General features: G+C 47.0%; 23 protein-coding genes. 14 read left to right on the forward strand and 9 right to left on the reverse strand.

Annotated elements, in window-relative coordinates:
- Positions 1 to 104 precede the first annotated feature (104 nt).
- Together MJ770_RS01640 and ppk1 are read left to right on the forward strand one after the other, a co-directional pair.
- Positions 105 to 818 carry a PepSY domain-containing protein gene (locus tag MJ770_RS01640; protein WP_239249778.1) on the forward strand — a complete coding sequence of 238 codons (714 nt, stop codon included), beginning with the start codon at positions 105 to 107 and terminating at the stop codon, positions 816 to 818.
- Between the two features lie 1261 nt (positions 819 to 2079).
- Complete coding sequence (gene ppk1 / locus MJ770_RS01645) at positions 2080 to 4176, forward strand: polyphosphate kinase 1 (RefSeq protein ID WP_239249780.1); 2097 nt, start codon at positions 2080 to 2082, stop codon at positions 4174 to 4176.
- A 96-nt stretch (positions 4177 to 4272) separates the two neighbouring features.
- On the opposite strand, the gene cysS is transcribed toward ppk1, so the two are convergent.
- The 3 genes from cysS to MJ770_RS01660 are packed head-to-tail and all read right to left on the reverse strand — an operon-like array spanning position 4273 to position 7910.
- Entirely contained in the window at positions 4273 to 5739 is a 1467-nt protein-coding gene (cysS, locus tag MJ770_RS01650) for a cysteine--tRNA ligase (RefSeq protein ID WP_239249782.1), read from the reverse strand.
- Positions 5740 to 5763: 24 nt separating this feature from the next.
- Positions 5764 to 6213, reverse strand: a complete 450-nt coding sequence (locus MJ770_RS01655; RefSeq protein ID WP_239249784.1) for a universal stress protein — start codon at positions 6211 to 6213, stop codon at positions 5764 to 5766.
- Positions 6214 to 6227: 14 nt separating this feature from the next.
- Positions 6228 to 7910 (reverse strand): glutamine--tRNA ligase/YqeY domain fusion protein, encoded by a 1683-nt coding sequence (locus tag MJ770_RS01660; RefSeq protein ID WP_239249786.1) that lies wholly within the window; start codon positions 7908 to 7910, stop codon positions 6228 to 6230.
- 286 nt (positions 7911 to 8196) lie between these two features.
- On the opposite strand from MJ770_RS01660, the gene MJ770_RS01665 reads away from it, so the two are divergent.
- The 4 genes from MJ770_RS01665 (at position 8197) to MJ770_RS01680 (ending at position 11673) form a co-directional block, all read left to right on the forward strand.
- Positions 8197 to 9183, forward strand: a complete 987-nt coding sequence (locus tag MJ770_RS01665) for a L,D-transpeptidase Cds6 family protein (RefSeq protein WP_239249787.1) — start codon at positions 8197 to 8199, stop codon at positions 9181 to 9183.
- A gap of 243 nt (positions 9184 to 9426) precedes the next feature.
- The gene (locus MJ770_RS01670) at positions 9427 to 9954 is read left to right on the forward strand and encodes a peptidylprolyl isomerase (protein ID WP_239249789.1); all 528 of its coding nucleotides are present in this window, start codon (positions 9427 to 9429) and stop codon (positions 9952 to 9954) included.
- A 274-nt stretch (positions 9955 to 10228) separates the two neighbouring features.
- Positions 10229 to 10723, forward strand: coding sequence for a peptidylprolyl isomerase (locus MJ770_RS01675; protein ID WP_239249985.1), 495 nt, complete (start codon positions 10229 to 10231; stop codon positions 10721 to 10723).
- 221 nt (positions 10724 to 10944) lie between these two features.
- Positions 10945 to 11673: a UDP-2,3-diacylglucosamine diphosphatase gene (locus tag MJ770_RS01680; RefSeq protein WP_256448770.1), complete on the forward strand. Its 729-nt coding sequence runs from the start codon at positions 10945 to 10947 to the stop codon at positions 11671 to 11673.
- On the opposite strand, the gene MJ770_RS01685 is transcribed toward MJ770_RS01680, so the two are convergent.
- The 5 genes from MJ770_RS01685 to MJ770_RS15540 form a co-directional block, all read right to left on the reverse strand.
- Positions 11663 to 12313 (reverse strand): thermonuclease family protein, encoded by a 651-nt coding sequence (locus MJ770_RS01685; RefSeq protein ID WP_239249793.1) that lies wholly within the window; start codon positions 12311 to 12313, stop codon positions 11663 to 11665. The genes MJ770_RS01680 and MJ770_RS01685 overlap by 11 nt on opposite strands.
- Entirely contained in the window at positions 12310 to 12813 is a 504-nt protein-coding gene (locus MJ770_RS01690; RefSeq protein WP_239249795.1) for a phosphatidylglycerophosphatase A family protein, read from the reverse strand. Before MJ770_RS01690 ends, MJ770_RS01685 begins: the two co-directional genes overlap by 4 nt.
- A complete protein-coding gene (thiL, locus tag MJ770_RS01695) occupies positions 12797 to 13753 on the reverse strand; it encodes a thiamine-phosphate kinase (protein ID WP_239249797.1) in 957 nt (318 codons plus the stop codon). The genes MJ770_RS01690 and thiL overlap by 17 nt, the downstream gene beginning before the upstream one ends.
- Positions 13754 to 13976: 223 nt before the next feature.
- A complete protein-coding gene (locus MJ770_RS01700) occupies positions 13977 to 15215 on the reverse strand; it encodes an alpha/beta hydrolase (protein WP_239249799.1) in 1239 nt (412 codons plus the stop codon).
- Positions 15216 to 15315: 100 nt separating this feature from the next.
- A complete protein-coding gene (locus MJ770_RS15540; RefSeq protein WP_445083113.1) occupies positions 15316 to 15534 on the reverse strand; it encodes a phage integrase N-terminal SAM-like domain-containing protein in 219 nt (72 codons plus the stop codon).
- A gap of 223 nt (positions 15535 to 15757) precedes the next feature.
- On the opposite strand from MJ770_RS15540, the gene MJ770_RS01705 reads away from it, so the two are divergent.
- The 5 genes from MJ770_RS01705 to MJ770_RS01725 all read left to right on the forward strand — a co-directional run bounded on the left by MJ770_RS01705 (position 15758) and on the right by MJ770_RS01725 (position 21870).
- Positions 15758 to 16510 (forward strand): hypothetical protein, encoded by a 753-nt coding sequence (locus MJ770_RS01705; RefSeq protein ID WP_239249801.1) that lies wholly within the window; start codon positions 15758 to 15760, stop codon positions 16508 to 16510.
- The gene (locus MJ770_RS01710; RefSeq protein WP_239249803.1) at positions 16510 to 17277 is read left to right on the forward strand and encodes a DUF6602 domain-containing protein; all 768 of its coding nucleotides are present in this window, start codon (positions 16510 to 16512) and stop codon (positions 17275 to 17277) included. Before MJ770_RS01705 ends, MJ770_RS01710 begins: the two co-directional genes overlap by 1 nt.
- A gap of 88 nt (positions 17278 to 17365) precedes the next feature.
- A complete protein-coding gene (locus tag MJ770_RS01715) occupies positions 17366 to 17758 on the forward strand; it encodes a VOC family protein (protein ID WP_239249805.1) in 393 nt (130 codons plus the stop codon).
- A gap of 859 nt (positions 17759 to 18617) precedes the next feature.
- Positions 18618 to 19919 (forward strand): phenylacetate--CoA ligase family protein, encoded by a 1302-nt coding sequence (locus tag MJ770_RS01720; protein ID WP_239249807.1) that lies wholly within the window; start codon positions 18618 to 18620, stop codon positions 19917 to 19919.
- 397 nt (positions 19920 to 20316) lie between these two features.
- Positions 20317 to 21870, forward strand: a complete 1554-nt coding sequence (locus tag MJ770_RS01725) for a phytoene desaturase family protein (protein ID WP_239249808.1) — start codon at positions 20317 to 20319, stop codon at positions 21868 to 21870.
- Positions 21871 to 22027: 157 nt separating this feature from the next.
- Here the strand turns inward: MJ770_RS01725 and MJ770_RS01730 are convergent, their stop codons facing one another.
- Positions 22028 to 22312: a hypothetical protein gene (locus MJ770_RS01730; RefSeq protein ID WP_239249810.1), complete on the reverse strand. Its 285-nt coding sequence runs from the start codon at positions 22310 to 22312 to the stop codon at positions 22028 to 22030.
- A gap of 32 nt (positions 22313 to 22344) precedes the next feature.
- Between MJ770_RS01730 and MJ770_RS01735 the strand changes: the two genes are divergently transcribed.
- From MJ770_RS01735 to MJ770_RS01745, 3 genes are all read left to right on the forward strand, one after another.
- The gene (locus tag MJ770_RS01735) at positions 22345 to 22854 is read left to right on the forward strand and encodes a GNAT family N-acetyltransferase (RefSeq protein ID WP_239249812.1); all 510 of its coding nucleotides are present in this window, start codon (positions 22345 to 22347) and stop codon (positions 22852 to 22854) included.
- Between the two features lie 196 nt (positions 22855 to 23050).
- A complete protein-coding gene (locus MJ770_RS01740; protein ID WP_239249814.1) occupies positions 23051 to 23314 on the forward strand; it encodes a hypothetical protein in 264 nt (87 codons plus the stop codon).
- Between the two features lie 236 nt (positions 23315 to 23550).
- A complete protein-coding gene (locus tag MJ770_RS01745) occupies positions 23551 to 24600 on the forward strand; it encodes an NAD(P)H-dependent flavin oxidoreductase (RefSeq protein ID WP_239249816.1) in 1050 nt (349 codons plus the stop codon).
- Positions 24601 to 24674 lie beyond the last annotated feature (74 nt).

The following is a 24674-nucleotide window of genomic DNA, read 5'->3' on the forward strand; positions in this document are numbered from 1 at the left end:
CGCCAAATTCCTGGGCGCTCAGCCAGAGCAGGTTGGTAGCGGCGATTCTGCTCAATTGAAACAAGCTGAAGTTGTATCTGCCGATTCGAAAACAGTTGCTTAATATGAATATTCATGAAGTTCGCCGGTGGCATGGCCTTGTTGGAGCGGTGATAGTCTTTTTTTTGTTCTACCTGATGCTTTCGGGATTACCATTGAATCATGTTGAACTACTTAAATTAGAGAAACGTGAAATAAGCTCTCCTTGGCTAATGCGCTGGTATGGTGAAGATATTGCAGATCCCACTCAAGGGTATTTACTTGGTAATAAATATATAACTTGGGAGGGTAGTAAATGGGTTTTAGGCGATAAATTATTGGCTAGTAGCTCGGGTCAACCCGTTGGAGCAGTCGAGGTTGGGGGTATTAATTATGTTGCAACTACCGCTGCCCTATATTTGTATCAATCCGATGGACGGCTGTTAGACAAGGTAGAACAGCAATCGCTACCCGCCTCTCCTATATCTGCGCTCGGTAAAATGGGCAGCAATGTTATGCTGCAAACACCTACTGCTGTATATGCTAGCGTTGATGGTCTGAATTGGGAACAGTCAAATTCTACTGGAATGACATTGTCTTCTCTACAAGTGCTTCCTGCAGACGTTAAACGTCGCTCGGCTGACATTCTATCGCCGGGCATATCGCTGAAGCGTATATTGCAAGACCTGCACAGTGGCCGTTTTTTTGGACGCTATGCGGTATGGGTGATGGACATTGCTTCAATTGTTTTGTTTGGACTAGGTATCAGCGGGTTTTGGCTCTACTGGAGGTTAAGGTGATTGGAGAAAAAACTCATCGCTTGCAACTGCTTGTTGAGGATGGATTACGGAGCGTAAATATTCGGGATACTGTTGCCTGACTTGATCATTCTTAAATTAGTTTTACTATGTTAATTTCGGCTGAGTATCTCTCCCCTGAGCATGTGTTTATAGACTGTATAGATGACTGAGGAAAATAGATTTCTAGTCTGCGGTTCGATCTTCGGCTAGAATTTGCCAAAATTAACATGTGCTTATCCATGAGGTAAAGCAACTCAGCACGAACTTAAGTTCGTTTGTTCAATCTGTTGAATCGAACAGCAATTCACACTATCGTCCTGGTTAAAGGGATCGAGACGCAGCCAGAATATCTCCTGATCTGCGAATTGGGGCATGCCTGTGGGCAAGTTTAGCGCATTACCCTTCTTCACAATTTTTCTCCACTACGCTATCTGCTCGAATTCGCAGGTAACTAATCTGTTTAGATATTTGTTATTCCGCAAAAAATAAGCCCCTGCATATAATATAGCTACTGTTAAAAAATGCAGCGAAAAATTCCACCGTCACGTCCGACAGCCTCAGCAATGAGATCTTATTTCGATCGAAGAGAAGTTACATATCATCCCAGATGTTGACAATGGCAAGTTGCTTGGTCTGACTTGCCGAGGCTGTATGATTGAATAATTTTCCGCCCATATGACCGTGAACTATATCAATACATTCCTGTTCCTTTCTCATGAATGTCGATCCGCTATTGACGGAAATGGAAGCACAGTTTTGTAAGTACAACTATGAAACTGATCGATTTCAAGTCAGCCATTCTGAATTTTATATAGTATCGATGGTCAAGATCGTAGCGATCTGCTAGCGAAGATCGGCAGAGTAGAAAATATACTACTATTTGATAGCCTATCGCTTGGCGTGGTCAAATTCTGCATGAGACAGTGCTATGCTCACTATTACATTACCTCGGTAGTAGGTGATGTCCAAGAAGCAGGCAAAGAAAATCAATGATAACAGCCTGTTCACCCACCGCCGCAATGTAATTCAAAATAGTGATTACAAGTCCAATTAATTGGAATATATTATTGCTCAACTAAATTAAGTTAGTGGGACATAAGATATGTGAAGGCTCAGAGCCTGTGGAGAATGACCAACGGCGTCATGATCATGGGTGACCGAATGACTCTGTTGCATTAACTTAAATTTTAAAGGCACAATGCGACAGAATCAGGAAATCATTGGATATGACAGACTTTAATGTGTAGCCTGGTAAGTAAAAATGAATTCTAAAACCAGTAAAGATTTCAGTCCGCAGCATTTTATTAATCGTGAGCTTGGTCAACTGGAGTTCAATCTGCGCGTGCTGGCGCAAGCAGAAAATGTTAGCGTTCCAATTCTGGAACGTCTGAAATACCTGTGTATTGTCAGCAGCAACCTGGATGAATTTTTTGAAATTCGTGTCGCAGGGTTGAAGGAACAAGTTAATCTAAAAAGTGTTGGATCCGGGCCAGACGGCATGGATGCGCGCCAGACACTCAAGCGTGTACGGGAGCAGGTGCAACGTCTCATCGAGCGGCAATATCGCATACTGAACAGCGACATTCTGCCAATATTGGATACGCATGGCATCAGTTTCCTGCGCCGCACTAGTTGGAACGAGGCTCAGAGCGCCTGGATAAAAAATTTCTTTTTGTGTGAAGTTAAGCCGGTGCTTACTCCAATCGGCCTCGATCCATCGCATCCTTTTCCTCGTGTACTTAACAAAAGTTTGAATTTTGCTGTCGAGCTGGTAGGTAAAGATGCTTTTGGGCGCAATTCTGCCAAGGCCATAGTGCAGGCGCCGCGTGTTTTGCCGCGCACTATCTTGTTGCCGTCTGAAATTAGTGGTTGTGCTCATGGCTTTGTGTTTCTATCGTCTATTTTGCATGCGTTTGCTGGCGAGCTGTTCGGCGGAATGGAAGTGTTGAGCTGTCACCAGTTCCGTGTTACGCGCAACAGCGACCTCTTTGTCGATGAGGAAGAGGTGAAAAATCTACGCGTCAGTTTGCAGGGGGAATTACCGCAGCGACACTTCGGCAATGCTGTGCGCCTGGAAGTTACAGACCATTGCGCGCCACAAGTAGCCACATATTTGCTGCAGCAATTGGAGCTGGGTGAAGACGACCTGTATCGCGTAGATGGACCGGTAAATTTGGTGCGCCTGATGGGTATTCCTGACCAGGTGGCGCGCGATGACCTGAAATTCCCTGCTTTTGATCCTGGTATACCTGGCGATTTATTGAAGAAGGGCGCGGATATGTTCAAAGTCATCCGCAAGAACGATGTATTACTACATCACCCTTTTCAGTCGTTCAAACCCGTCGTCGATCTTATACAACAGGCTGCCGCCGATCCTAATGTCGTTGCCATTAAACAGACCGTGTACCGCACTGGTGTGAATTCAGAGTTAATGGAAGCGCTTGTTACCGCTGCCCACCATGGCAAAGAAGTAACGGTAATCGTTGAATTGCTTGCGCGTTTTGATGAGGAAGCCAATATCAACTGGGCAAGTCGTTTAGAGGAAGTCGGGGCGCATGTGGTATATGGCGTTGTTGGATACAAGGCACATGCCAAGATGCTAATGGTGATACGGCGCGAGGATGGCAAGTTGCGACGCTATGTACATCTGGGCACCGGTAATTATCATCCACGCACTGCCCGACTTTATACGGACTTCGGCCTGTTTACGAGCAATGAGCAAATATGCACAGATGTAAATGAAGTATTTACACAACTTACCGGACTAGGCAAAGCGGGTAAATTAAATCATTTATGGCAATCGCCTTTTTCATTGCACAGCCAGATTTTGCGCGCCATTCAGAATGAAATTAAACTCGCCAAGGCAGGTAAGCGTGCGCACATTATTGCAAAGATGAACGCGCTACTTGAACCAGACATCATAATGGAGTTATACGAAGCATCGCAGGCCGGTGTGAAGGTAGATCTTATTGTACGCGGGGTATGTGCGCTGCGTCCGAGAGTGCCAGGACTGTCCGAAAATATCCGTGTGCGGTCGATAATTGGTCGCTTTTTGGAACACACGCGCATATTCTATTTCCGAAATAATTTGGCGCATAACGTGTATCTGAGCAGTGCCGATTGGATGGACCGCAATTTCTTTCGTCGAATAGAGGTGTGTTTCCCAGTGCTCGACAAAAAACTGAAAAAACGCGTTATTGATGAAGGGTTGAAAGCTTATATGCAGGACAACGTTCAAGCGTGGGAAATGGACTTGAATGGCCATTATCGAGCTAAGTCTCCCCGGCGTGCTGTGCGGAAATGCGCACAATCTTCATTGTTGCAACAGCTCGCCAATCCAAAGTCGGAGCCGTTATAACTTATGTTTAACCCCCCTCCTCACTATATTGGAAAATGCTTAGGGTGACCTTATAAAGGACACGTCGTAACTCACCATGCTTGCCCAAGCCTCTGACTACGCGCGCCGCCAAGTGGTCCCAGATGCATAGTCTTCCAGCGCAATTCCCGCTTCTAATAGCTCCTTACGGATGCGGTCGGATTCGGCGAAATTTTTGGATTGTTTGGCGACAGTTCGTTCGGCAATTAAGGTCTGGACGCTTTTAGTCATACCCGGTGGAGTAAAGTCAACTGTAGAAGATCCATCGGATTTTAAAGAAGCCGTGGCAAAGCCTGTAGCAGAGCCTGTACCAGAAGCTTTAGCATATTTAAGCCCTTGCAGGTAATCCTTAGGATTCTGCTGCAACAAGCCAAGAACTTCTCCTAACACCTTAAGTGTTTTTGCAGCTTCTAACGAATGACTGCGATTCACCTCACTTGCCAGATCGAACAAGACAGCCATTGCTTCCGGCGTATTGAAGTCATCATCCATTGCGGTTTTAAATCGTTGTGAATACGGCTCGTTCCAATCGATTGAATTCGTTTCGATAGGGTCAGTGATTTTACTTAATGTCGTGTATAGACGATTCAATGACTGTTTTGCATCGTCCAGATGCGCATCGGAATAATTCAACTGGCTGCGATAGTGTGCGCGCAGAATAAAAAAGCGCACCACTTCCGCATCATATTTTTCCAGCACCTCGCGGATAGAGAAGAAATTACCGAGGCTTTTTGACATCTTCTCATTGTCTACGCGCACGAAGCCATTGTGCATCCAGATATTCACAGACTTGCACTGACAAGCCCCCTCACTTTGAGCAATCTCATTTTCGTGGTGCGGAAACTGCAAATCGGCACCACCGCCATGTATATCGAAATGTTTACCAAGCGTTTCCAAGCTCATAGCCGAGCATTCAATATGCCAACCAGGTCGTCCTTTCCCCCAAGGAGAATCCCATTTAACTTCGACTGGATCGCTATCTTTGGAATGCTTCCAAAGGACGAAATCGAGCGGATCAAGCTTGCCATCATTCACCTCCACACGCTCGCCAGCTCGCAAATCTGCCAGTGTTTTGCCAGATAATTTGCCGTAATTGGAAAACTTGCGCACTGCATAATTCACATCCCCATCGGCAGCTTGATAGGCTAATCCCCTGGCCTCCAACTTGGCGATCATGTCCAGCATTTGCGGTATATATTGAGTAGCTCGTGGTTCTAAGTCTGGTGGCAGGATACCAAGTGCACGTTCATCCATATGCATCTCATCAATGAAACGCTGAGTGAGTGCATGGATAGATTCAGCATTCTCCGCGGCTCGCTTGATAATCTTGTCGTCAATGTCAGTGATATTACGTACATAGGTCACGTCCAGCTCACTTGCCTTAAGCCAGCGATAAGCCATGTCGAATGCCACCATCACCCGCGCATGACCGAGATGACAATAGTCATAAACGGTCATGCCGCATACATACATTCGAACTTTGCCGGGTTCGATGGGAATAAAGTCCTGCTTGTCGCGGGTTAACGTATTGTAAATTTTCAGCATCAAAAACCTTTAGAGCAACTTTGTTTAATTATTTCTCACCAGCAACACCGGCATGGATGCGCTACGGGCCACAGCTTCTGCCACACTGCCCATCAGCAGATGCGCAATACCCTTTCGGCCGTGCGTGCCCACTACCAGCAAATCGGCATTCCATTGCTGTGCCTCTTCCGATATAACGCTACCGATACGGCCATCATAGGTCTCAACCAATTTCGTTTCGGCCGTCATGTCTTGCTCAGTAAGCTTTATTTTATGTTTTTCCAGCAATTCTTTACCTGCATTGGCAACAGCTTCCAAGCTATTCCGCATCAGCACCATATGCAAACCGTCGGGCTCCCACATGATGGGTATTTCCTCACACACATGCAGCAGCAGAATTATGGAATTCATCACTCGAGCTAGCTTGGTTGCTTCATCCAACGCTTTATCGGAAGTCTTGCTACCATCCACCGCCACCACAATGCGCTTATACATCAAAATCTCCCTGTTTAAACTGGTTCTTTTGTCCACGAATCTTTGAGGGTTACGGTCCGATTGAACGTCAGTTTTCCACCAGGCTGGTGCTCATACCGATCGGTGCAGAAATAGCCGAGGCGTTCAAATTGATAATGTGTTTCAGGTGCCGCATCACGCACGGTAGACTCGACCCAACCCTGCACTACGGTCAGTGACGCTGGGTTGATGAATTCACAAAAATCGCGTGTTTTGTCGTTGTCTGGTTCCGGCACGTTAAACAGGCGATCGTACAAACGAATCTCTGCGGGTAGTGCGTGTTCAGAGGACAGCCAGTGGATCACACCTTTTACCTTGCGCCCTACTGGATTCTTGCCCAGCGTGTCTTGATCAATAGAACAATGAAGTTCAATGACGTTACCGGCATCATCTTTAATGACCTCATCACAACGCATCACGTAACTGTAGCGCAAGCGCACTTCTCCACCAGGTATCAAACGCTGCCAACGAGGAGGTGGGTTCTCGGTAAAGTCGTCGGTTTCAATCCAAATCTCTTTGCTGAATGGCACCATACGGCTACCGAATTCAGGATGCTCCGGATGAAAGCCAGCTTCACGTGATTGGCTCTCGCCCACCACAAAATTGCTGATGATGACCTTCAGCGGTTTCACCACCGCCATCACACGCGGCGCTCGCGATTCTAAATCTTCGCGAATGCAGCCCTCAAGCACTGCCATGTCAACCACGTTTTCACTCTTGGAAACACCAATCCTGCGAGTAAATTCACGAATGCCTTGCGGTGTGTATCCGCGTCTGCGCATACCGACAATAGTTGGCATACGTGGATCATCCCAGCCGGATACATGTTGCTCAGTGACAAGTTGCAAGAGCTTGCGCTTGCTGGTTATGGTGTAGCGCAATTCCAGACGCGAAAATTCAATTTGCCGGGGATGAGACGGTACAGTCAACTGATCCAGCATCCAGTCATACAAGGGCCGGTGATCTTCAAATTCCAGAGTGCACAACGAATGCGTAATGTTTTCCAGTGCATCGGAAATACAGTGAGTGTAGTCATACATCGGGTAGATGCACCAAGCGTCACCCGTGCGAATGTGATGGACGCGACGAATGCGGTAAATCGTCGGGTCGCGCAAGTTGATATTGCCAGAAGCCATGTCGATCTTAGCGCGTAGTACCTTGGCGCCATCGGCAAATTCACCAGCGCGCATGCGTTGAAACAGGTCAAGGTTTTCAGTTACAGAACGCTCGCGGTACGGACTGGGTTTGCCCGGATTAGTAAGCGTACCGCGATACTCGCGCATTTCCTCAGCACTGAGATCATCCACATAAGCCTTGCCCTGATTAATTAACTCGATTGCGTAGCCATAAAGCTGTTCGAAATAATCAGATGCCCAACGCACCTCGCTCTGCCAATGAAAGCCTAACCATTGAACGTCCTCCTGAATAGCGCGTGCATATTCATCGCTTTCCTTTTCCGGATTAGTGTCGTCAAAGCGCAAATTGCAGTGGCCCTGATAGTCGATTGCCAAACCAAAATTCAGGCAAATAGACTTGGCATGACCAATATGCAAATATCCATTCGGCTCCGGTGGAAAGCGTGTGACAATATCCGTATGTTTACCACTCGCCAGGTCGGCCTCAATAATGTTGCGGATAAAGTGGGGGGCGGATGCTGGTGCTTGTGTGTGGCTGCTCATTATTCGACGTTTCTTTCAATACAAGAACTATTGATTTTACCCGAAAATCTCCTTGCTCAAACAGATGAAGCGCGGATGGCCTTGTCAGTTGATACGATAAGCTGTGAAAAAAATGGGCAGATTTGATAGAATCTGGTTCCCTTGGGTAACCCATTTATTCTGAATGCTTCATAAACTTCGCGTGATAATCACGCAGGATTGACTGATACGGAAATTTTGGTAAAGACGTGGCGTAATTATTGATACGCCCAAGCAGACAAAATATTTCATATCTAATGACCACATAATGGAAAATGTTCACCGTTTTGGCTTACGCGCAGCACTATTCATAGGCGCGCTGTCACTATGCTTCAGCCTGACTGCAGTCGCGGATGAAATCCAGGATATCAATAAGCTATTCAAACTGAATCAGCACACGCAGGCGCTGACGCGGATCGACACCTACCTCGCAAGCAATCCTAAAAATGCAAAGGCACGCTTCCTGAAAGGGCTAATTCTCGCCACGCAGAACAAAACTGATGATGCAATCGGCATATTCGTATCGCTGACTGAAGATTACCCAGAACTACCGGAGCCATATAACAATCTTGCCGTGCTATACGCTGGGCTAGGCCAATATGGCAAAGCCAAGGATGCATTGGAAATGGCTATCCGCAACCATCCGAACTATGCTACTGCACAGGAAAATTTGGGCGATATCTACGCCAAAATGGCAAGCCAAGCTTATGAACGTGCGCTACAACTGGACCGGAACAGTGCTAGCGCACAGGCCAAGGTGGCGCGGATTCATAACCTGCTCTCTCAGAACAAACCCAGTATAGTGAAGCCACAAGTCGCAACCCCTAAAACAACGCCTGTACCATCTAAAACAGTTTCAGTCGCACCTGAACCTGTTTCGTCCAGCGAGCCTGTTAATAAACTGACTGCCGATGATAGCGCTGAAGTCCTAAAGACATTACATAATTGGGTTGAAGTATGGACATCCCAAAACGTGACTAAATATTTAGATTTCTATTCCGCAGATTTTAAGACTCCGAATGGTGAAAGCCGCGACCAATGGGAAGCCGACAGCAAGGTACGTATCAGTACGCCCAAATATATCGAGATTAAAGTTAGCAATGAGAAGGTCAGCTTGCAGGATGAAAACCATGCCACCGTTACCTTTCATCAGTCTTATCGTTCTGACTACCTAATCACATCCTTCGACAAAGTCATGCTTCTGGTAAAATCAAAAAATAAATGGTTAATCCAAGAAGAGCGTGCTGCACAATAATTTAACATGTTCCTCAACCTGACTGTCGTTGTCGTTCAGTCACTGACATTGGCTTCTGCGCTTATGTCTGTATTTACTCCTTATTCACATACATATCGGAAAATGAAACGCTATGCTGCTATTTATCATCAGCATATAAGGGACAGCATATGAAACGCCAAGTCTCTCATCCGCCCTGCTGCTCAGTTGCGCCGCATCAACTGACAATTTTCTCAACCTTCAACAATAAATGGAGAATTTAGCATGGTTAAATTACATACCAATTATGGAATAATCACTATCGAACTGGATGCCGAAAAAGCGCCTACCACAGTTAAAAACTTCCTCGAATATGTTAACAGTGGTTTTTACTACAAGACCATATTCCATCGCGTGGTCGATGGCTTCGTAATTCAGGGAGGTGGCTATAACTACTCGTATGGGACAGTCTCGATGAGCAGCATTGCAAAAATGGTACCAAAAAATACTAATCCACCAATAAAAAATGAGGCTGCAAACGGTCTGAAAAACGACAAGTATACTATCGCCATGGCGCGTCCCTCTGCCCCTCACTCCGCCACGTCTCAATTTTTCATTAATTTGAAGGATAATAACTCCCTGAATTTCACCTCAGCCGATAAGAAAGGCTATGGCTATTGCGTGTTTGGCAAGGTGGTGGGTGGAACAGAAGTTGTGGACGCTATCAGCAAGGTAGCGGTCGGTGAGCGCTACGGACTCGAAAACGTCCCATTAGAAGAAGTTGTCCTCAAAAAAGTGGAAGAAGTGCAATAACTAAAATTAGCGCCAGAGAGCCTGGCCGTTTTAAAAATGGTGAAGTCTGCAGTATTAAAATGTGAGCAAAAGCATAGGCTATAATCTTGAAGCTGCATGATCATTACCCATCAAGGGTTAAGTGCAGTAACCGCTTTCAGATCATTTACGAGGAAACGTCATAATGAAATTTCAAGGATTATTCGCTACACTGATACTCAGTTGCCTGCTGCTGTGCACAGCTCAAGCAGCGCCCAATTCTCAACAACAGTCTGCACAAAAAGGAAAAGCTAGTATGGTCAAATTGCAAACAAACCACGGTGATATCACCATTGAACTGGATGCTGAAAGAGCACCTGCCACCGTCAAAAATTTTCTTGATTACGTAACCAGCGGTTTTTATGATAATACGGTGTTCCATCGCATAATTGATGGCTTTATGATTCAAGGCGGTGGCTTCGAAGCTGGCATGAAAGAAAAGCCCACCAAGGCACCAATTCGAAACGAGGCAGCTAATGGCTTGACGAACGATAAATATACCCTGGCCATGGCACGCACCTCTGATCCACACTCTGCCACAGCGCAGTTCTTTATTAACATAAAGGACAACAGTTTCCTCAACTACACTGCACCCAATTCACAAGGTTATGGTTATAGCGTATTCGGGAAAGTGGTATCAGGCACTGAGGTGCTGGATATTATCCGCAAAGTTAAGACGGGCAATGTCGCTGGGCATCAAGACGTGCCGGTTGAGGATGTAGTCCTCATCAAAGCGGAAGTAGTGGAATAACTTAAAGAACGGCGGGCGCCTCTAAAAATTCAAGTTTCTAATCACGGCAAGGCACGAATAAAAAATTTGAGTACTGCATAGATGTTGAAATGTAGGCGATAATTTTTTTCGAGTAACGCTGCCTTGAGACGGAACGAGATTAGCAAGTTAGCCGCAAAGCGGCTACTCGCAAAATTGAATTTTTTGAGGGCCCTAAATTCCTTTAGGGTTCCACCCATTCTGTGGCCTACAGTTTAATTATTTCTGACCTGCATCTCTGTGCGGAGCAACCGCTCAGCATGCAGGTATTTTTACACTTTATTCATCAGATTGCGCCTGGAGCAGACGCACTCTACATTCTCGGTGATTTATTCGAATACTGGGCGGGTGATGATGACATCGACGATCCATTTAATTGCCAGATCATCAATGCTTTGCACGCACTCTCCGTCAGCGGCACTCGCATCAGTATTATGCATGGTAATCGCGATCTGCTAATGGGCCAGACACTTGCACAAGCCAGCGGTGCCACGCTGCTAGCTGACCCTACGCTACTTGACCTGTATGGCACGCCGACGTTGTTCATCCATGGCGACACTCTCTGCACTGACGATATTGCTTATCAAGATTTCCGTAAACAAGTACATGAGCCAATATGGCAACAGAACTTTCTTGCCCAACCGCTGGCGCAGCGCAAGGCCCTCATTGCGCAACTGCGTGCACGTAGTGAGAATGAAAAAATGCACAAGAGTGATGACATCATGGACGTCAATCTGGATGCAGTTGTAAGCCTGCTAAAGAGGCATAATTATCCGCGTTTGATCCATGGGCACACACATCGGCAAAAGCGTCACCTGCATATGGTGGATGGCCATAGTTGCGAGCGTTGGGTGCTAGGAGACTGGCACGACACAGGGAATGCCTTGCGCTGCGATGCTATGGGGTGTAATTGGCAAACGATTACTTTTTAGCACGGCACAAACTCTCGCACGGTACGCCATCGCGATTCTTGTCCAAAGATCTCGCATTGCAATTCGATAGATAAAAAATTGCTTCGTCGCAACCGTTCATTTGTGAACAATATCGCTTGCTACCGCAGAGATTATTTTTTACAGCATAGTATTGTCGAGACGCTGCATGTGTTTTGCGCCATTTCCTCGGAGGTATCGGATTACTTTGTGCCCATAACCCGCGCTTCGCTTTCATAGCGTCATTCTGCAATGCGCGCAATACTTTACGATTGCTGGAACGAGAATACTCCCACGCCATTCCGCGCTTCACCTGTTCGTGGTTAACGTTCAATTCGCCCACTTTGATCCGCGCCACCAGCCTGCCATAAACATCCTCTGCTCGGCTATCTACATGCACTTGTTTATTTAGCACCAGCTTGGCCAGCGATTGCCTGGATTTTGCACCGAACGCCTGCGTTATTTCAGGTGCATCGATCTCGGCCAGCCGCACCTTGATCCGTAAATTGTCGCGTAATAAAAGAACAGTATCGCCATCCATCACGTAGATTACCTCGGCTGTAAATTTTTCAGCGTGAGCGGCATTGAGCGTACAAAGCAGAAGTAGTGCAGCTACAAACCCATTGTTAAGGACACATTTCACAGAAGCACACTTTTCACCAGCGCCAAGACCAGTAGAGCGTAGCCCGCCGCAAGAATGTCGTCGAACATGACGCCGAGACCGCCGTGCCATGACTTGTCAAAGTAACGAATGGGCGGCGGCTTGACTATGTCAAAAAATCGGAACAACGAAAACGCCAGCAGTTGCCAAAAAAAACCTTCGGGTGTAAAAAATAGCACCAGCAGAAAAGCTACAATCTCGTCCCACACCATCCCACCGTGGTCCGGCACACCCAGTGCTTCGCCGGTTTTGTCGCATACCCACACCCCTACGACGAAGGCCACGATCAACATTAAAATAAATTGCACATCAGTCAGATGTTCTGCAAGATACCAATACATCGGGAAAGCAGCCAATGTACCCGCTGTGCCGGGTGCTTTGGGAAACAGCCCGCTGCCAAAACCGAAGGAGAGGAAATGTGCGGGGTGACTAAAGATAAAGCGCCACGAAGGCTGCACGCTGCAATCAGCGGAAGTGGTCATAGCCCGGCTCCTCAATGTTGATAACACTGCCGTCCGCAGCTCGCACTATGCACTGCTTTTCCGCCGTGATGGTGCCAATGCGTGTCAGCAACAACCCGAGATTGGCAGCGATTTTTTCCACTTCAGAACGGTCCTCAACGGATACGGTAAAACAAAGCTCATAATCATCGCCCCCAGCCAGCACACAGCACTTGCCCAGTGATTGCTCAAGATAACGTTGCATTGTGCTGGAAGCTGGCAGAGCGTTGAATGTAATTTCAGCGCCAACATTAGAGCATTTCAGAATGTGGCCGAGATCTGCCAGCAGACCATCTGAAATGTCTATTGCACAGTGCGCTACACCCCGTAGTGCTAGCCCCAGTGCCACACGCGGCACTGGTTGGTGTAACGCCGAAGTACAAGCCGCAAAATCTTTCGCAGCCAATTGCATATGCCCTTGCACATGCGCCAACGCCAGTGCAGCATCACCCAATACACCGGACACCCAAACATCGTCACCAACCTGTGCACCCGAACGCCGCAACGCCGCACCGCGCGGTACTTCACCCATGATCGTGATGCACAAATTTAGCGGTCCTCGGGTGGTGTCACCACCAATCAGCTCTACGTGGTGTTCATCTGCCAACGCAAACAATCCCGCGCTGAATTTTTCCAGCCACATCTCATCAACCTCGGGCAGTGACAAAGCCAAAGTCGCCCAACGCGGCTGCGCCGCCATCGCCGCCATGTCGGACAAGTTTACTGCCAGTGCTTTGTAACCAAGAGAAAAAGGATTTGTATCAGGAAAGAAATGCGTTCCGCTCACCAGCATATCGGTTGACACTGCCAGTTCCATACCACTCCCAACACGCAGAAGTGCGGCATCGTCGCCTACACCCAACATTGCGCCAGGCGTGCTACGGGTGAAGAAACGGCGGATTAAATCAAATTCGGAAACCATGAACTGATTTTACCGCAAACCGGCGACCAACCCGGGCAACAATGCTAGCAGCCGATTTCCTTTATGTCCGACAGGCTGCTAAGAAACCCTTAAATACTCGTCTTGCCTGCGAAGGTGAGAATTCGGAGTTTTAAAATATGCTGTAGATACAGTTTTTTATGTATTAACGTTTACGATAAAACGATGTAAATTAAAAATTTTTAAAAATCCCCTCTTGCTACGATCATGGCAAGCTATCAATAAACTTTTTCATGGATATTTTAAGCGTTGAAAAATTTGGGTTAGCCATTAAACGGCGTAAAGTCCCGGCTTTAAGGTTGTCTTCGGTTAACTCACCCAGCAAAACTTGTTCTGAATTTTGGTTGCAAGCATCGTATTTTTTAATTTCATCTGGATAATAGTGTATGCAATTTGAATACTCTCCCATCATTCCATAGTACGCATCATCTAAAGGCAAGGTAATAGAAGTATGTGCAGCACTTAATATTTTCTGTTCAGGAAAAACGCTGTTTACCAACTCCACTTGTTCTGCTGGAATATCGGGCGGAAATTTATTAGTGTCGACCGTATAAAGCACCAGTTTATTGGAATCATGTCGCGAATGAGCCATAAAATCTAAAGTGGCCGAAGTATAAACCGTCGTGTCGTCCTGACTGACAGCAGTAAACACGGGAATTTTCAGCACGTGCTTATCCAGCTGAGATTGCACTTCCTGCGTCAACCCATATATCTGGGCAGCGGCATTTTTAGTGAACGACTCGTATCTGTAAATAGCCTTGTCAGGCATGATGCTGACCCACTTTGCTGATGGCATCAACCAACTGTAAATTTTATGTATATTGGCCAAGGCAGCCAATGGCGTAACTTTTAAAGCCGGAGCATAAAGGAACAATCCACGTACTCGATCGTCTTTCAATGCCTGGTTAATGCTTAGCGTGCCACCGGTAGAAAACCCTGCCAGATAGATTTCATCAGCCTCGGTGGCGAGCTGGTCGGTGCCATAAGCTACCGCCTTTGCCCACTCCTGCCATGTTACATCCAGCAAGTCCCCCGGCTGCGTGCCGTGTCCAGGTAACAACACTGCCATGACACGGAAACAGTTTTCCTGAAAAAAAGAAGCCAGTGCGTGCATGGAATAAGGAGCATCGGTCAAACCATGGGTAAGCAGAACGCCGCGTCGATAAGGTTTCTCACCTCCTTTTTGGCAACTCTCTGCCGGCTTTAATTCAAAAGGCGCATTGCCATCGAGCACCTTTTCCATCTCGGCCCCACTACTTCCAGAACGTACTTTTGTAATCATGGCGCGGCTATCTGCCACGTATTCCGAAAACGTCAATTGGCCGCTATTAAACTGAGTATTTAAGCCAGATGGCTGATGCCTCGCTCCCAGTGGTGTAGTTGTCCCGCATGCTTGTAACAACAGAAGCGGAATCCCTAAAAAAATAGTTTTAAGTCGTTTCATTTCTGCCCCTATTTACATTGCTCGGTTTAATAAAATAGCACCTCGTTCAGGGTTGAGATGATTGGTAATTCTTTCGAAGCTTTGGCTTGTATGACGCTATCTAACCACAGTAATTTGATTTCCGATACCTAACAATATAAAAAATTAACAACGCCGATTTCGCTTGGTTTTGGGCTGAAGCGGAGACCTTGCCCACAGCGGCAAGATGCGTCAGAAACTCCTCGATATCCTGCGCAGCTAAATTTTTCGGGTGTCTTGCCGTGGAAGTAAATATAACGTTTAATCCAGTCCACATAACATTGTTTGGTTCAGGTAGCATAGTGCTTCACCCGTAACTTATCGCGTTTGATCTAGCAATTTGGGGGCGTATTCATGCCGTTCTTATCGGAAAGTTAAGAGTGTGCGGAATTTTCACATCCGATTAAAGCAATGTTCTACATTGATATTTTGAGGTGATACACCTCGAAGGTGCTTTTATCGGCATTTTTTAGGGCGACTACTTGACGTTATGAGCAAGACTAAACATGATTTGAGAGGAATGGATGCCAGCAGATAATTACATAAGGGCAGTGCTTGCCAAGTACGCTGTGAATGTTGCAGGTGCGAAGGCTGCAGGGAATTTCTTGTACCCAATTATACAGCGCTGGGCAGGAAATTTTTTGGTGTGCGCGGAATTTTCAGGTTCTCTTAGCAAGGGGACTGCGGTAACAATAAGTACCGATGCCGACATTTTTATATCTCTGTCCTCTTCCACTCCAGATACTCTAGAGAATATCTACAACACTCTCTGCAATGCTGTAGCGTCAGCCGGCTATCCGGTTAAACGCCAGAATGTTTCATTGGGAACAAGCGTGAACGGTTTTAAAATCGATCTAGTACCAGGACGACGGCAATCGCCTAATGGGAATGATCACAGTCTATGGAAAGATAGGTCAAAAACCTGGACAAAAACAAATATTCAAACCCATATAGGATTAGTCTCGAAAAGTCGGCGATTAGAGGAGATTCGCGCGGTAAAAATATGGCGTAGCCTCCACGGTATCGAGTTCCCCTCCATCCACCTTGAATTAGTGGTAATTGAGGCTCTTCGGAACGCAAGAGTTGGAAACGTAGCAAGCAATCTGAGTTTAGTTTTGGATTATTTGAGAGATGGTTTTGAACGTGCCCGATTCATCGATCCAGCGAACACAAACAACATCATCTCTGACGATCTTGCATTGGCGCAAAAAAGGGCAATAGGACGACAAGCTGGAATATCTCGGGCAAAGCCGACATACGATCAGGTTATTTGGTGATGGCAAAAAATCGTGCAAAAAAAGAATCGATGGCTGATGGTGCTTCATTTTTAAGGAATGCTTTCGCGGCAGAAGAGCAAGTCCTTGCGCTCGAAATTAGCCTAGCTTCTTCCTCTATCCCTCATAACGGTACTGCCGGCTCCATAAATGAAAGACATTTTATAGATCTGCTGAGGCGGTACCTCCCAAAACGCTACGAGGTGGATTCTGCAATTGTGATCGATAGCGAGGGAAAAACGAGCCACCAGATAGATGTGGTGATTTTTGATAATCAATACACGCCGACTCTTCTAGATCAAAAAAACCACCGGTTCGTACCTGCAGAAGCTGTCTATGCAGTACTAGAGGTAAAACCAAAAATCGATAAAGAATACCTGGAATACGCGGGTGATAAGGCGAAATCGGTTCGTGCTTTGCACAGGACCTCGATACCTATTAGACACGCGGGAGGAGAGTTTCCTGCGAAACCTCATTTTCCAATAATTGCTGGAATCGTAGCTCCAGCAGTTAGCTGGAGCAAAGAGCTTAATGCCGAAGCTTTCCGAAGTGTATTGAAAACTTTAGAAAATAGCAGAGGGATTGATTGCGGAGTAGGGTTAAGCTCGGGCGCGTTTGATTTATACGATGGAGAGTTAGTAGTCAGAGATGGAGAAAATTCACTGATTTACTTTGTCTTTCGTCTGCTTCAACAGCTTCAGTCAATGGGAACGGTGCCAGCAGTTGATTGGAATAGTTACGCGACAGTATTAAGCAACGTACGCTCATAACAAGGGGCTCCAAGGGACGTCAAAAAGCTGCGCTTTTTGCCGACCCTGAGCCCAAGCGTTAACTGCCTTCAAACAATAGGAAGTATTTATGAAAGAAATTACTCGAATTAACCATATTGGACTGAGAGTAAAGGATCTTAGAACGTCCAGACAGTTTTATGAAAAGCTAGGATTTGTATTTCTTGTTGGACCAGTTGGCTCGGAACCTGTTGCAATAATGGAACATCCATCTGGTGTGAATATCAACTTTATTCTAAATTCTACGGATGAGACACCTAGTAATGTCTTGATGGATACTCCAGATAAACACACGGGTTACACTCATATCGCTCTAGAGATTACAAATACCAATGCTGTCGAGGAACAGCTTTTAAATCATGGAATAGCTATTACAGAAAAAGTAGAACTTGAAGGAGCGAATTTCTTTTTCATACGAGACCCGGATGAAAATGTCATCGAATTTCATAAGCCTGCCCAATAGAAATAAGGCAGTTAACAAGCGGCTCCAGTTCGACGCGCACAAAGCGCGCGCGTCTAAGCCGGGACGTTAGGTTGTAGGAACATGATTTTAAGAAAGGTGCTTTTCTCGATATCATCTGTTTATATAGTGTTGCTGTTAATTGCGGTAGTGCTGAGGGTTACCCGAATATTTGAATGGCGTCTACGTTCCAAGCAGCGATGACTTCCGTAAGCTCAAGAAATGCGTAGCCATCCGTCGCCGCGTTGTTCGCCAAAACGAACATTCGAGAACTGCAACAACTGCTCACTTTTCTTCGACGTCTGTACGAAGCACTGTGGCAGCTGTTCAACAACGGGTGCAGGCCAACTCTCAGGCCAGCGCGTTATTCAGTACCATTCGGGTCAAAGCTCTTTTAATCATCTTAAACGGATTCGAGAAGCATGACAGACAGGAACGCCGCTAGGCAGTGATTTGTTTCGTGAGAAGGCAAAGGGCAGCCGTCACCCCGGCAACAGTTAAAAAATCAGATTTTTCTGGGTGATGACGAATTTGTAAATAACATTCAATGCAAGCTTAACCTCGAAGAATCGCTTAAAGACATACCCAAAAAGCAAAAACAGGCACCCGTAAAACCATTGAGCTATTTTGCTGAGCGATATCAAACCTGCGACCAAAGCCTGACCTAGGCATATTGGAGTGGGCACTATACGCTCGCCTAAGTGGGTGAATATAGTGGTGTGAGTTATGCCACCATGAGCATAGCAGTGAAACAAGCGGAAAACAGGATGGCTAATGTTAAATGTGAGGCCTGACACCGTGGTTTAGAGGTGTCGCTCAACTTGAAACGTTATAAGACTGAGGAACGTTAGAGGTTATTTGCATGAAGTTTAGCTTAATTCGAACATTTGGATACTTTATAGGAGGCATTTGGACGGCTTGGGGTGGTCGTAAAAGGATTGAAGCCAAACAGCTTAAAAACCTCCGGCGCCTTATGCAAACGGCCCGTAAAAAGTCTCCGTATTTTAATAAACTTTATGCTCATTTGCCTGATACAAATCTTATTTCGCTAACCGATCTTCCTGTAACGTCTAAGAGCGATCTCATGGGTGAATTTGATAATTGGCTCACTGATCGTTTTTTAACTCTTGCTCAAGTAAGAGAACATATGAGCAATATGGATAACATTGGCGTTCCGATTGGCCAATATGCCGTGTTTAGAACTACTGGAACTTCAGGGGAGCCTGCGGTAGTCGTGCTTCCATCATCTGTACTTGAGTTTGTCTATGGCCTTGCCTTGGCACGGCTTTTTCGTCAATCAATGATGACCGATAAAATTCAAAAAACAGGTGCTAATCTGGCGATTTCGGGTGGGGATGGTCATTTTGCTGGCGCTGGACTTGGTAAGCTTATGCAACATTTAGCTCCTCGACTGGCAAAACAATCAATTCATATTCCGGTAGGCCAACCGATCGAAAAAACGGTAAAACAGATTATTGGGATTGGACAGATAGCTTCTATAGTGACTTATCCAAGTATGCTGGAGATTTTGACAAGAGAGCAAGAAGTTGGTCGTTTAGGAATCGAGCCTAAACTTATCAGGATTGCCGGCGAAACATTCACGCCCGAGCTTCGTAAACGTGTTGAAAAAGCATTCCCTTCACTTGAGCTTGGCATTCGTGATACTTATGCTTGTACAGAGTGTCTTTTCATGGCCTATGAGTGCGATTGTGGCCGTAAACATGTACTTGAAGATTGGGTCATATTAGAAGCAGTAGATGAAAATAAACAACCTGTTTCGGATGGGGAATTATCCAGCACGGCGTTGTTAACTGTACTTTCAAATCATGTTCAGCCTTTTATTCGCTATGATATTGGTGATCGCTTGCGGTTTTATCGTGCCCCTTGTGCATGTGGTTCGCCATTTAGAAGTTTTCAAATTGAGGGACGGCAAGCAACAGTAGTTCGAGTGGGAGATGTCACTCTGTCACATTTAACTTTTGATTTAGAACATGAAAGTGCTCAACGTGTGCAATTGGTCCAAACTTCAGAATTTGTTTTTGAAGTTCGGGCCGAACTTTTAAATCATGAGAATCCAGACCAGGTTTTTGAGCAAATAATTCAGTCAGTAAGTGAGGTGTTTGCAAAAAATGGGCTGGTAGATGTAAAAGTTGGTAAAAAGTGATACTCCGCCTTGCCTAACTGCAAGTGGTAAGTTTCATGAAGTGCTCCCCTTTAAATGACATGTTTGAGCATTCCCGAACTCAACCCTTAAGTGCAAGCGAAAAGACCTAATCCCGTTGTTTTTTGTGAAGAATTGAACATAATAGCTTATGGGTATAAGCTTGTTGGTGACTTTGGAATAATCTGGGTAGAGGGTAAATTTTGCACTACGGAAAGGAAAGCACATAACAGGGCAAATTCTCACGGAAATTTGCCGGTGATTTGCGACATTATGCGGTGGAATTGCATATGTTGAGACGTGAATCTGGAGATGAAATGCAAATGTCTGTTTTCGGCTAAAAGCGATCGGTTACGGGTATGGTTGACAGGCATACTAAGCAGAAGAGGAGTGCCGTCGTATGAAAGCTAAAACGTCTACAAACGAGTTTGATGTCATTGTCATCGGGTCCGGCATGGGCGGAATGACGACGGCCGCTGCGCTTTCCCGGCTGGATCACAAAGTTTTGCTTCTTGAGCAAGCGCAGACGATTGGCGGGCTGACTCATGCTTTCACTCGCAATGGATTCACCTGGGATGTCGGCCTCCACTATTGCGGCACATTCGGCCACGACCAGTTAGCGGGCCGGATTTTGGACTGGCTCAGTGGCGGAACAATCGAGTTTCGCTCAGTAGGTACCGTCTACGACACGTTGCATTTCCCGGATGGATTCGAGATTTCCGTTGGGCGCCCGGCTTCAGCTTACAAGATGGAGCTCAAAGACCGGTTTCCCGACAATGTTGCTGAAATCGATGCCTACTTCGAGGCGTTGCTGTCTGCGGAAGAAGCCAGCCACATGGTTGGTGCCGAGCGAGCCATGCCCGAGCCGTTCCGTTCCGCGCATCACTGGTGGAATAAGAGGAAGATCCAGCGCTGGTGCAGTCGCACTACTGGAGAGGTCATCTCGGAACTCATCAGTAACCCAAAGCTCGCCGCGGTGTTGTCGGCGCAGTGGGGCACCTATGGTGGCAAACCGAAAGAAGCGAGTTTCGCCATTCACGCCACCATCATGGGACACTATCTCGGAGGAGCCGCCTACCCCGTGGGCGGTGCCGCTGCCATCGCAAGGGGGCTTATTCCCGTGATCGAAGCGGCGGGCGGCAGCGCCCGAGCCAGGACGTCGGTCAGCGAGATATTACTTGAAGATGGCAAAGCCATAGGCGTGCGCACCCGATCCGGCGAAGAAATCAACGCGCCTTTCATTGTCTCGGCGATCGGAGCCGGCGAAACCGTGAAGCACCTGCTACCGGAGGAGATTCGCGAACAGCACTGGGCTTGTGAGATAGCCACTTTTAAGCCGTCGATCTGTCACTTCGAGGTCTTTCTAGGTTTCGAGGGTGACATCGCCCGACACGGAGCGACACGCTCAAACCACTGGTTTTACGAAAGTTGGGACACCAATGACGGTATATGGGCAGCGGCAGACGGTGGGCCAATTCTGATGATGTTCGTCTCGTTACCATCTCTCAAGGACCCCGCTCATGATCCAGGACCATCGAGCAAACACACCGGTGAAATGCTGGTTTTTGCGGATTGGTCGTCGGTGGCCGAATTTGCGGCTGAAGGTGCTGCGGCGCGCGCCGACAAGTGGGATGCATTCAAGCAGAGTATCGAGTCCAAGATGATGAGGTTCTTCGTGGAGAAGTTCCCGGCATTGGCACCGCTTGTCGTCTTTCGCGAAGTTGGTACTCCACTCGCAACCGCCTCATTCACCGGCCACGAGAAGGGCGGGTTCTATGGCGTCGAAACGACCCCACGCCGGATGTTGTCAGGCGCACTCAACGCTCGCACGCCTGTTCCAGGTCTATTCTTGGCGGGCCAGGACGTTATGAGCCCTGGGATCGCTGGAGCGCTATCGGGTGGCATGATCGGCGCTGCGGCGATTGATCCGCGTGTCTTCCAGAAATTCAGATAATGCATATGAATTAGATCTTGTCTCTGGGAATGGGATGCCGCCGAGGGGCCCAGACCCTCAACGAACTTGCGACTGAATAATTAAGGTCAGAGTATTATTGATTGGCAATGTCTGTTTTCTTTTGTAACTATTATTACTCCGCCCCTAATTATTAATATCAAACCCGCGACCAAAGCCTGTCTAAGTGTATTGGAGTGGGCACTATACGCTCACCCAAGTGGGTGAATATTTTGGTGTGAGTTATGCCACCGTGAGCAGAGCCGTGAAACAAGCGGAAAATAGGATGGGTGATGCCAGTGTAGGCCTGACCGCGTGATTTTTCGTGGCTAGTTTCGTGATATTGAGCGAAGCGTAGCTGACGTTCGCCGCATAACTGAAGACGTTGAGGTGGACGACGACGAGCTACATTTGCGGCGGCATAGAGCAGTTTTTCAGGATTCAATCTTTCAGCTGTCAGTTCAGGAGAGATCCAAAATGAGCGCGCATCACTCAGCAAGAAACTTTAGAGGCGGAGCATGTCAATCTGTACTTGATTCGAATCACGTTATGCAGAGCGAGACGTTTCAGATTCATCCCTTTGTGGAGAAGGATTCCTCTGCATTAATTGGAATTTACAATTCGGCGCGGAAGAGTGCGGGTTGTTATCTCTTAGAGGATACGTCGTGGGACAATTTTGAGAAGCAAATCGAAGGCGAAGTTATTTTAGTAGCTAATTGCGAGCTTAGGATTTTGGGGTTTGTATCCGTATGGGAGGCTGAAAACTTTCTCCATCATTTGTACGTGTCCCCGGAGTATCAAGGGCGGGGAATTGGTAGCAGCCTTATCAGGGTATGCAAAGAGAAATTCGGATTACCCCTTTCTCTCAAATGTGACCGATGCAATAACAAGGCCCGAGAGTTCTACATCAGAAATGGTTGGATAGTAAGAAAAGAGGGGGTAGGTGAATACGGCCCTTGGGATCACATATTTCTTGAAGAGGCATAGCCGGTCGCTGGAGGTAACCGCACTCGATGACGTTCGTAGCTGCACCTCAGCAATAACGTTGAGTCTGTAGAAAAACCTGAATTCGCTAAAGAATGTACTTCTTGCTCTGCCATAATTCCACTACCAAACAAAATTAAAGTGGATGCGATATGGCGCGATTCAAACCGATCCACAGAATGGAATAGGAGATGGTTCTATGAAAACAGCATATCGTGTGCTTCCCTCGCTCATTTTATTGTTCATGGCGGCGCCAGTGTTTGCTCACGAAGGTCATGGCAATCCCCAGTGGGTACGTTCGGCGCTTCACTACATGCTCGAACCCGAGCACTTGTATGTGATTTTGCCTGCAGTTTTTGCCGCGTTACTCATTGTGCGGTGGTTAAGGCATATGGTCTTGCATTCACGCGCCAGCTTAAACCTGCGCTCAAGCGGGGCTGCGAAAAAGCGCGCAGCTCCTTAGCTTCACGGTAGGTCCAATTCCGAGATTTTATTTGTCGCTCAAATCAACACAGCTTGTACTTGTCGGCCTGACGGACTGAAATGAAATCGGCTGCAAATTGAGCTGAGCGGTGACTATTTAGGCGCATTTTTTGGCAATAGAATAACAATTGCCCTGCAAAATTGTCATAATTACGCCTCGCTCAGCTAAAGTTTCGCTACGCTTCTATAAGTCCGACAGGCCGCCAGGGGGTAAGAATGAACCTGCAACAACTTCTGAGAATTCAACTACCAATCATTCAAGCTCCCATGGCGGGTGTAGCAGGCAGCGAGCTTGCTATTGCTGTCTGCAATGCAGGAGGTCTTGGCTCACTTCCCTGCGCAACGCTCAGCCTGGATGTCCTGCGTCAGGAGTTGCAGCTCATTCGAAAGCACACTACTTGTCCATTCAACGTGAATTTTTTTTGCCATGCAGAGCCAGAGCCGAACTCCTCTCGCGAGGAAGCTTGGAGGGCCACAGTTTCGCCATACTTTGACGAGTACGGCATCATCAACGACGTTGCATCGATTTCCACTCCAGGCAGGCTTTCAATTAGCTGGGAAGCAGTTGAGGTATTGGCTGAATTTGAGCCTCCAGTTGTGAGCTTTCACTTTGGATTGCCGCCCGCTGATATGTTGGCTAAGGTGCGTAGTTGGGGCGCTAAAATTCTGTCTTCGGCAACGACAGTGGAGGAAGCACTCTGGCTACAAGCAAAAGGCGTGGATGCCATTATTGCGCAGGGGCTTGAGGCGGGTGGCCATCGCGGTATGTTTCTTTCCGATGATCTCAATGCCCAAGCAGGAACCTTCGCGTTAGTGCCACAGATAGTGAGGGCTGTGAAAGTCCCTGTCATAGCAGCAGGTGGGATAGCAGACGCGAATGGTGTAGCAGCAGCATTGGTGCTCGGCGCTGCAGGCGTTCAAATCGGAACTGCTTACTTGCTTTGTCCGGAAGCCAAAACTAGCAATTTACACCGCGCGGCGTTGAAGAGCGATGCAGCGAATGTTACAGCGGTCACAAATCTCTTTAGTGGCCGCCCTGCGCGCGCAATTGTCAATCGCCTTATGCGGGAATTAGGGCCGTGTAATGTGATCGCGCCTGCATTCCCTTTGGCTGCAACTGCTATTGCTCCATTAAGGAGGAAAGCCGAAAGCCAAGGGAGCACCGATTTTTCGCCATTATGGGCTGGACAGAACGTGTCAGGATGCAAAGAGGTTCCTGCAGCCATGCTTACGAAATCATTTGTTCATTCACTGAATGAGGCCTGACAATTAAATTATGTTGCCCGCAAAATACACGGGCTGGGTGAGACTAACAATGCGCACTTTTACAGAGAAACCGA

Origin of the sequence: Candidatus Nitrotoga sp. M5 (assembly GCF_927904885.1) — a bacterium.
Taxonomy (GTDB): domain Bacteria; phylum Pseudomonadota; class Gammaproteobacteria; order Burkholderiales; family Gallionellaceae; genus Nitrotoga.

Coding starts and splice junctions, on each gene's coding strand:
- MJ770_RS01745 (WP_239249816.1), top strand. CDS start 23,551: ATGAACCTGCAACAACTTCTGAGAATTCAACTACCAATCATTCAAGCT.
- thiL (WP_239249797.1), bottom strand. CDS start 13,753: ATGGTTTCCGAATTTGATTTAATCCGCCGTTTCTTCACCCGTAGCACG.
- MJ770_RS01690 (WP_239249795.1), bottom strand. CDS start 12,813: ATGACCACTTCCGCTGATTGCAGCGTGCAGCCTTCGTGGCGCTTTATC.
- MJ770_RS01660 (WP_239249786.1), bottom strand. CDS start 7,910: ATGAGCAGCCACACACAAGCACCAGCATCCGCCCCCCACTTTATCCGC.
- cysS (WP_239249782.1), bottom strand. CDS start 5,739: ATGCTGAAAATTTACAATACGTTAACCCGCGACAAGCAGGACTTTATT.
- ppk1 (WP_239249780.1), top strand. CDS start 2,080: ATGAATTCTAAAACCAGTAAAGATTTCAGTCCGCAGCATTTTATTAAT.
- MJ770_RS01705 (WP_239249801.1), top strand. CDS start 15,758: ATGCCAGCAGATAATTACATAAGGGCAGTGCTTGCCAAGTACGCTGTG.
- MJ770_RS01640 (WP_239249778.1), top strand. CDS start 105: ATGAATATTCATGAAGTTCGCCGGTGGCATGGCCTTGTTGGAGCGGTG.
- MJ770_RS01735 (WP_239249812.1), top strand. CDS start 22,345: ATGAGCGCGCATCACTCAGCAAGAAACTTTAGAGGCGGAGCATGTCAA.
- MJ770_RS01740 (WP_239249814.1), top strand. CDS start 23,051: ATGAAAACAGCATATCGTGTGCTTCCCTCGCTCATTTTATTGTTCATG.
- MJ770_RS01655 (WP_239249784.1), bottom strand. CDS start 6,213: ATGTATAAGCGCATTGTGGTGGCGGTGGATGGTAGCAAGACTTCCGAT.
- MJ770_RS01675 (WP_239249985.1), top strand. CDS start 10,229: ATGGTCAAATTGCAAACAAACCACGGTGATATCACCATTGAACTGGAT.
- MJ770_RS01670 (WP_239249789.1), top strand. CDS start 9,427: ATGGTTAAATTACATACCAATTATGGAATAATCACTATCGAACTGGAT.
- MJ770_RS01665 (WP_239249787.1), top strand. CDS start 8,197: ATGGAAAATGTTCACCGTTTTGGCTTACGCGCAGCACTATTCATAGGC.
- MJ770_RS01715 (WP_239249805.1), top strand. CDS start 17,366: ATGAAAGAAATTACTCGAATTAACCATATTGGACTGAGAGTAAAGGAT.
- MJ770_RS15540 (WP_445083113.1), bottom strand. CDS start 15,534: ATGCTACCTGAACCAAACAATGTTATGTGGACTGGATTAAACGTTATA.
- MJ770_RS01710 (WP_239249803.1), top strand. CDS start 16,510: ATGGCAAAAAATCGTGCAAAAAAAGAATCGATGGCTGATGGTGCTTCA.
- MJ770_RS01725 (WP_239249808.1), top strand. CDS start 20,317: ATGAAAGCTAAAACGTCTACAAACGAGTTTGATGTCATTGTCATCGGG.
- MJ770_RS01720 (WP_239249807.1), top strand. CDS start 18,618: ATGAAGTTTAGCTTAATTCGAACATTTGGATACTTTATAGGAGGCATT.
- MJ770_RS01700 (WP_239249799.1), bottom strand. CDS start 15,215: ATGAAACGACTTAAAACTATTTTTTTAGGGATTCCGCTTCTGTTGTTA.